We start from the raw sequence: 6,183 nt of genomic DNA on the forward strand, positions 1-6,183 counted from the left end.
CATCCCACTACTTTCCTTCCGCGAAAAGCCTGCAGGGTTTGGGATGGCTCAACTAGAAACAGCTGAATATTGCAGCACCATGCGTGAACATCCACTGAACTCCAACCGGGTGTTCAATAACGCCGACAGCTTTGCTCAGGCTTTCGATGAAGCCTGGCAAAAACATGAACAACTCGACCCCCACCACGGACTCGATCCAGCAGCCAAGGTCGACCTGATTCTCGAAGGGCTTGGCGAGCACCCCTTTCTGCAAAACCAACCAGAGCTGGCTCAGCAAGTAGCCACTTTTCGACTCCGCCTCCTGGGGTTGGCCGAGCCCAGCCAGTAGCGTCATCTTCACAGCCGTGAACTGGCGTGATGGCGAGCTCCTTGGAGCGATTGGTGCGGATGTTGAGCGGTGGCTTCAACAACCAGGAGCAGGCTTTTGAGAATCCGCCCCTATACGCCCACATCCTGGTCAAATTACGTCCCCTCCCCCAGCTGGCACCGGGCTCCCTGCTGCTGGAACAGAGCTATGCGATTAACCCGGCAGCTCCCTACCGAATTCGGGTATTGAGGGCGGAAGCACAGAACGACCAGCTAACGATCGTCAACCAGGCGCTGGCAGACGATCAACGCTTCTGGGGAGCGGTTGAGGACAACGAACTCCGTGGCTGCATTCAATCCAGTGACCTCATGCCCCTCGATGGCTGCGCCTACGTGGTACGCGAAGAGAGCGAAGGATTCGTAGGGGAAGTGGAGCCTGGATGTCGCTGTCTGGTGGAACGCAAGGGAGCTACCTCCTACCTGGTGAGCCGGCTGGAACTAGACCCAGCTGGCATGCGCACAATCGACAGGGGCCACGATCCCATCACCCACGAACATCTTTGGGGATCGCTGGCGGGTCCCTTTGAATTTGCCCGCACCCACGACTACAGTGACGAAATACCAGCCCATTGGTTTGAGAAGTAGCGGGATTGAATGTCAGGCGCTGAGCTCATCGAGGAAGGGTTGCTCCTCTTCATCAAGGAAGGGCTGCTCGACCAGGCTGTCATCAAGAAAGCTCTCCTGCTGAGCCTCCTGGGCAAGGGCCAGCTGGGGGGGAACAACTGGACGCAGGTGACGGCCTACCCCTCGATTCTCGATGCCTTTTAGCAAGCCTTCAAGGCGAGCCAGTCGGTCTTCGGTGTCATCGAGTCGTAGCTCCGTCTCGTCAGCGAGCAAGCCCTGGCTATCGGCATGGCACTCAAGCAGGGGCTCGAGCCTCAACTCCTGGGCGGCAAGCCGCTCCTCCAGTTCAAGCAGCCGGAAGGTGATCGCTTCAGCCACCTCCGAGAGGGTCTGCAGCTGGTCAGCCAGCCGCTGGGTGCAGTCTGCAACCGTTAGCTCAACAGCCATAACCATTGCCCATGGAATGGGCGGATGGTATCGGCGCAGCCAGAAGGCGCCAGGGGTTGGCGCCCCAAGGGCCTGCAGCGCAGCGTTTGCAACGATTGTAAAAGACTTGTAATCCGATCAAAACAGGCCCATATGGGTCGCGCGGCCATGACACATGCAAAAGTGAGCGAATTAATGGGAATAACAAGCGGGTGCCTGCCGATCAGTACGCAATGTCCTGCGAACGCCTCAAGGGCTCGAGTCACTGGTCATTCGGAGGCTGGACGCGGCCAAGTTTTTTGAAAACCACCACACCCACCGCTTTATTGAGCTCAAAATGAGGTACTTGCTGTGGCCATTTGCACCGACCAAGCCCACCAGGCCTTAGAGCAGTGACCGTTTGTTAAGGGAGCAGTAAGCAAGCAGGCATCTTGAAGAGAATGGGCGAACCAAGTTGACAACAGCCAGGTTGCTGCTTCCTGCCCACAAGGGGCATTGCGCAGCCCTGGGCCCTGACCAGCCTGGAACCCCTATCCACCCTTCCGACTCTTCGTCGCGACTAGGAGCCTCCCAATGTTCGACGCCTTCACCAAGGTTGTAGCCCAGGCTGATGCCCGTGGCGAATTCATCAACGCCGGTCAAATCGACGCGCTTGCGGCGATGGTTTCCGAGAGCAACAAGCGTATGGATGCTGTGAACCGCATCACCTCCAACGCATCCAAGATCGTCACCAATGCGGCCCGCGATCTTTTTGAAGCTCAGCCAGCGCTAACAGCTCCTGGTGGGAACGCCTACACCAGCCGCCGCATGGCTGCGTGCCTACGCGACATGGACATCATCCTCCGTTACATCACCTACGCGATTTTCAACGGCGATGCATCCGTGCTGGAAGACCGCTGCCTCAACGGCCTGCGTGAGACCTACCTGGCACTCGGAGTTCCTGGAGCTTCGGTTGCTGAAGGAGTTCGTAAGATGAAGGATGCAGCCATTGCAATTGCCAACAACCGCAACGGCATCACCCAGGGAGACTGCACAGCTTTAATCAGCGAGATCGGCACCTACTTCGACCGCGCTGCAGCAGCCGTCGGCTGATCAGCTCACTAAAAATTCAAACCAACTTATTCCCCTCTTCCCATGAAGACTCCCCTTACCGAAGCCGTCGCAGCAGCTGATTCTCAGGGACGGTTCCTTTCAAACACTGAGCTCAACTCCGCTTTTGGTCGCTTTGACCGCGCCAAAAATGCTCTTGCAGCAGCCAAGGGCCTAACAGCCAACGCAGACAACTTGGTGAACGGCGCTGCTCAAGCCGTTTACAACAAGTTCCCCTACACCACCCAGATGCAAGGCGCAAACTATGCCTCTGATGCCCGTGGCAAGGCTAAGTGCTCCCGTGACATCGGCTACTACCTCCGCATGGTCACCTACTGCCTCGTGGCTGGTGGCACCGGCCCCATGGATGAGTACCTGATTGCCGGGATTGATGAAATCAATCGCGCTTTTGAACTCTCCCCCTCTTGGTATGTGGAAGCTCTTAACTACATCAAAGCCAACCATGGCCTTGCCGGCGAAGCAGCAACAGAGGCAAATAATTACCTCGATTACGCAATCAACGCGCTTGTTTGAGCAAGCTGTTTTTTAGAACGTGATCAATAGCCTCCCCATAGAAGGGAGGCTATTTTTATTGAACAAAAGATAAAGAGATGGGCAAAAGTGAGCACAAAGACAGTAGCCGTGAAGAATTAGACGTCCAAAAGATTCGGCAAAAGTCATACAGCCGGGGAAACCGTCCTCTTGCCAAAACAAAAACGTCATGCCGCCCGAAGAAATTTTAAGCATAAAAGACTTGGTAAAACAAGCCGGAGAGGAACAGGAAATTCAGTACGGACCAAGCGAGGCACGCCTGCGTATAGACCTCAGAATTGACGACATTGGGCTTTGGAAATCCCATCACAACAAAAATCCTGACAACAACAATATTCTGCTTGCCTGCGAGAGTAATAGCGGCGAACTGTCAGAAACCAATCTGACCTGGGTAGTCGGAGCTGCAATACGTTCTGCGTTGGTAGAAGGAACGGCCCAAGCAAAGGATCTGCTCAAAAACCTCGGAGTGTCAGAAGAACTGGTGGATCTAGCATCTGAACACTGTCCAGGCCTAGGCGGGAAAGCAATATGGGCTTTCCATTTGGAGCGACATGGCTGGCTTACCGCAACTCCTGTGGAATCGTGAACCTGACTACAGAAGCAGATCGAAAGATGGAGATCAGCCAACTGGCCAAGGCTGCAAAAGTATGCGGCCTAAGCAATCGCGACAGCCTTCCCGAAGCAGTGAGAGCGGTGGTAGCTAAAGCCGATACTTCAAAACGGTTCCTAAACACAGAAGAATTAGAAGAGATATGCAAATATTGCAAAACCTCAGAACATGCCATTGGGCTACTGATAGCTGAGTCAAACCAGGTGATTGATAAAGCAAGACAACAATTACTAGCCCAACAACCACAGCTCATCCTGCCTGGCGGAAAATTACACCCCGAACCAAGAGCAGAAGCCTGCTGGCGAGATTGCCAACAGTTTCTGCGAGTGATCATTTACGGGGTGGCGTGCGATTGCACAGAAGTAACAGATGCGGCAGGAATGAGAGCATTACGTCAGTTATACAAGGAGATGGAAGTGCCTATCCCTGCGATGATGTATATCCTAGCCCAGATGCGTACACTAACCACACAAGTCCTAGAAGCTTCTGGCCATCTTCGCGAGACAACCTGCCTCGACAAGGCTTTTGATAATCTGATCAAGGCCTTGCTACCAACCATGCCCAGACAGGAAGACAAGTAAACCTGGCAACCCATTACCAAAGCAAGCGAAACCACAGAACACAAACGTTTCTGATTACTAGCGAATCGAATCCCATCTAAACATGAATCAAAAGCATCAAGCATCTTTGTTGCCGGAAGATCCAAGCCAATGGAGTGCTCCTGAAAAGTCGAAACCTACTGCGGCTCAGCATCAACCCGTAGATGCGCGCGGTGCATGCTGGAACAACCGTGTTCTGCAACCACTTGACCTGCGCCAGGCGAACCTTTGTCGCATAGATATAAGGGGAACAGACCTAAGCGCCTGTCTACTAGAAGGATGCAATCTAACACTTGCGCGTTATGACAGAAAGACTCGTGTACCGGCTGGTTTTGATCTTGAAAAGTCAGGAGCGGTAGGCCCTGGCGCAGCTCTTAATGGGGCCTTTCTGAATGGTGCAGATCTCAGGGGTATGGATCTTCGGCACACCAACTTCATGGGTGCGTACCTAAGCGGATGTGACTTAAGTGGTGCAGTATTAGACGGAACACGTTTTGTCGGAGCAGACCTAAGGTTTGCGAAACTGCAAGGCTGTCGCTGCATCGCAACACGCTTTACCGGCAGTCAGATACAGCAGGCAGACTTTAGGGCTGCTGATTTAACAGAGGCAATCCTAGATGGGGCTGAAAGTATTCAGGGCGCTGACTTCAGTCAGGTAACAGGCCTGGACAAGAAACAGCTAACAAACCTCCTAACGCGCTCTCACATGGAACTGGATTGCTGGAACCCACTCACCCGGCAAGCCACCCGAACGACACTTGAATCGTTGCTAGGATCAGCGGAGCAATCAGCATAGCTAGCTGGCAAGGCCAGACAAAGCGAAGCGATTGAAACAAAAGATTGAGGTTTATAAAGCTGCGGTCGATGGCTATGGGATGCCGGGGATAATTGCAAGGTATCGCCACGAAAGTCATGCCGTTTGGTCCAGCCTCCATCCTGGGTGTGGAGAGCTTCTCCCAAGAGTGCGAGGCACCACGTGAGCTAGTTCCAGGGGACGACGACCAAGCGAAGGAGTCAGTAATCCGGGCTGTCTACAGACAGGTGCTTGGGAATGCCTACGTCATGGAGAGCGAACGACAAGTTGTTGCAGAATCGCAGTTCAAGCTAGGCGAGATCAGCGTTAGAGAACTGGTAAGACGTATCGCAAAAAGCGATCTTTATAGCACGCGCTTTTTTGACTCATGCGCCCGCTACCGCTATATCGAACTAGCTTTTCGCCACCTACTCGGACGTGCTCCAGCAGATTTTGAGGAGATGCGAGGGCATGCCGAAAGACTAGATACAAGTGGTTACGAAGCAGACATCGACAGCTTCTTGGATTCTGACGAATATCAGAACACCTTTGGTGAGTGGACAGTTCCATATCAGCGTGGGTGGAAAACAGAATCCTGTGCAACGCTTCAAGAGTTCACCTGGTCATTCCAGTTGCTACGCGGCAACAGCAGCAGCAGCCTAAAAGGCAACTTGGCTGGAATCAGGAGTCGTCTTGGCGGTGCTGCCTATCAGAACCGCCCCCTTCCTGTGGTAGCTCCCTCATCACAAGATTCCCAAGGCTGGAGCTTCCGCCCAGCTGCCAACCTGACAGATCCCGTTACCCGGATAGGTGTACTCGCAGGTGAAGCAGGCAAAGTCTATCGAGTTGAAGTAACAGCCTACAGGGCCAATAACGTGCGCCCCACATCACGCTATAGGAAAGCAAACAGAGTACTCTTCGTCCCATTCAACAAGCTATCTGAGCAGTATCAACTTATTCACCGCGAGGGGGGCAAGATCGCAAGCATCACACCATTAAGCTGATCCATTGCTCAAACCAGCCCTATTGAGTAACAGAGCTCCCAAACCGGCAAAAACAAAGGGATTAGATGTCCCAAAGACGTCTAACGACTTATATCCTAATTAACAAAGCAAGTCCGCTAATCCCATAGCCCCATGACAGCAAATCAAAGCAAGTCACTTGATTTCGGAGCCACTCAGCTT

The 6,183-nt window shown here is 53.3% G+C and carries 9 protein-coding genes; 8 read left to right on the forward strand and 1 reads right to left on the reverse strand.

Translation table 11 applies throughout. From position 1 onward, the window contains the following. The first annotated feature begins 79 nt into the window (after positions 1–79). Together KBY72_RS10190 and KBY72_RS10195 are read left to right on the forward strand one after the other, a co-directional pair. Positions 80–328 (forward strand): hypothetical protein, encoded by a 249-nt coding sequence (locus KBY72_RS10190; RefSeq protein ID WP_254961249.1) that lies wholly within the window; start codon positions 80–82, stop codon positions 326–328. 29 nt (positions 329–357) lie between these two features. Continuing rightward, positions 358–951 carry a chromophore lyase CpcT/CpeT gene (locus KBY72_RS10195; protein WP_254961252.1) on the forward strand — a complete coding sequence of 198 codons (594 nt, stop codon included), beginning with the start codon at positions 358–360 and terminating at the stop codon, positions 949–951. Positions 952–963: 12 nt separating this feature from the next. Here the strand turns inward: KBY72_RS10195 and KBY72_RS10200 are convergent, their stop codons facing one another. Continuing rightward, positions 964–1,377, reverse strand: coding sequence for a hypothetical protein (locus KBY72_RS10200; RefSeq protein WP_254993501.1), 414 nt, complete (start codon positions 1,375–1,377; stop codon positions 964–966). A gap of 552 nt (positions 1,378–1,929) precedes the next feature. Between KBY72_RS10200 and KBY72_RS10205 the strand changes: the two genes are divergently transcribed. The 6 genes from KBY72_RS10205 (at position 1,930) to KBY72_RS10230 (ending at position 6,003) form a co-directional block, all read left to right on the forward strand. Further along, positions 1,930–2,448: a phycocyanin subunit beta gene (locus KBY72_RS10205; protein WP_254961254.1), complete on the forward strand. Its 519-nt coding sequence runs from the start codon at positions 1,930–1,932 to the stop codon at positions 2,446–2,448. Between the two features lie 42 nt (positions 2,449–2,490). Further along, positions 2,491–2,979 carry a phycocyanin subunit alpha gene (cpcA, locus tag KBY72_RS10210; RefSeq protein ID WP_254961255.1) on the forward strand — a complete coding sequence of 163 codons (489 nt, stop codon included), beginning with the start codon at positions 2,491–2,493 and terminating at the stop codon, positions 2,977–2,979. Between the two features lie 187 nt (positions 2,980–3,166). Then, positions 3,167–3,583, forward strand: a complete 417-nt coding sequence (locus tag KBY72_RS10215) for a hypothetical protein (RefSeq protein WP_254961256.1) — start codon at positions 3,167–3,169, stop codon at positions 3,581–3,583. Further along, positions 3,580–4,188 carry a phycobilisome polypeptide gene (locus tag KBY72_RS10220; protein WP_254993502.1) on the forward strand — a complete coding sequence of 203 codons (609 nt, stop codon included), beginning with the start codon at positions 3,580–3,582 and terminating at the stop codon, positions 4,186–4,188. Before KBY72_RS10215 ends, KBY72_RS10220 begins: the two co-directional genes overlap by 4 nt. An 82-nt stretch (positions 4,189–4,270) precedes the next feature. Next, positions 4,271–5,002 carry a pentapeptide repeat-containing protein gene (locus KBY72_RS10225; protein ID WP_254961258.1) on the forward strand — a complete coding sequence of 244 codons (732 nt, stop codon included), beginning with the start codon at positions 4,271–4,273 and terminating at the stop codon, positions 5,000–5,002. A 116-nt stretch (positions 5,003–5,118) separates the two neighbouring features. Beyond that, positions 5,119–6,003 carry a phycobilisome linker polypeptide gene (locus KBY72_RS10230; RefSeq protein ID WP_106632835.1) on the forward strand — a complete coding sequence of 295 codons (885 nt, stop codon included), beginning with the start codon at positions 5,119–5,121 and terminating at the stop codon, positions 6,001–6,003. Positions 6,004–6,183 lie beyond the last annotated feature (180 nt).

Origin of the sequence: Cyanobium sp. BA5m-21, assembly GCF_024346235.1 — a bacterium.
Taxonomy (GTDB): domain Bacteria; phylum Cyanobacteriota; class Cyanobacteriia; order PCC-6307; family Cyanobiaceae; genus Cyanobium_A; species Cyanobium_A usitatum.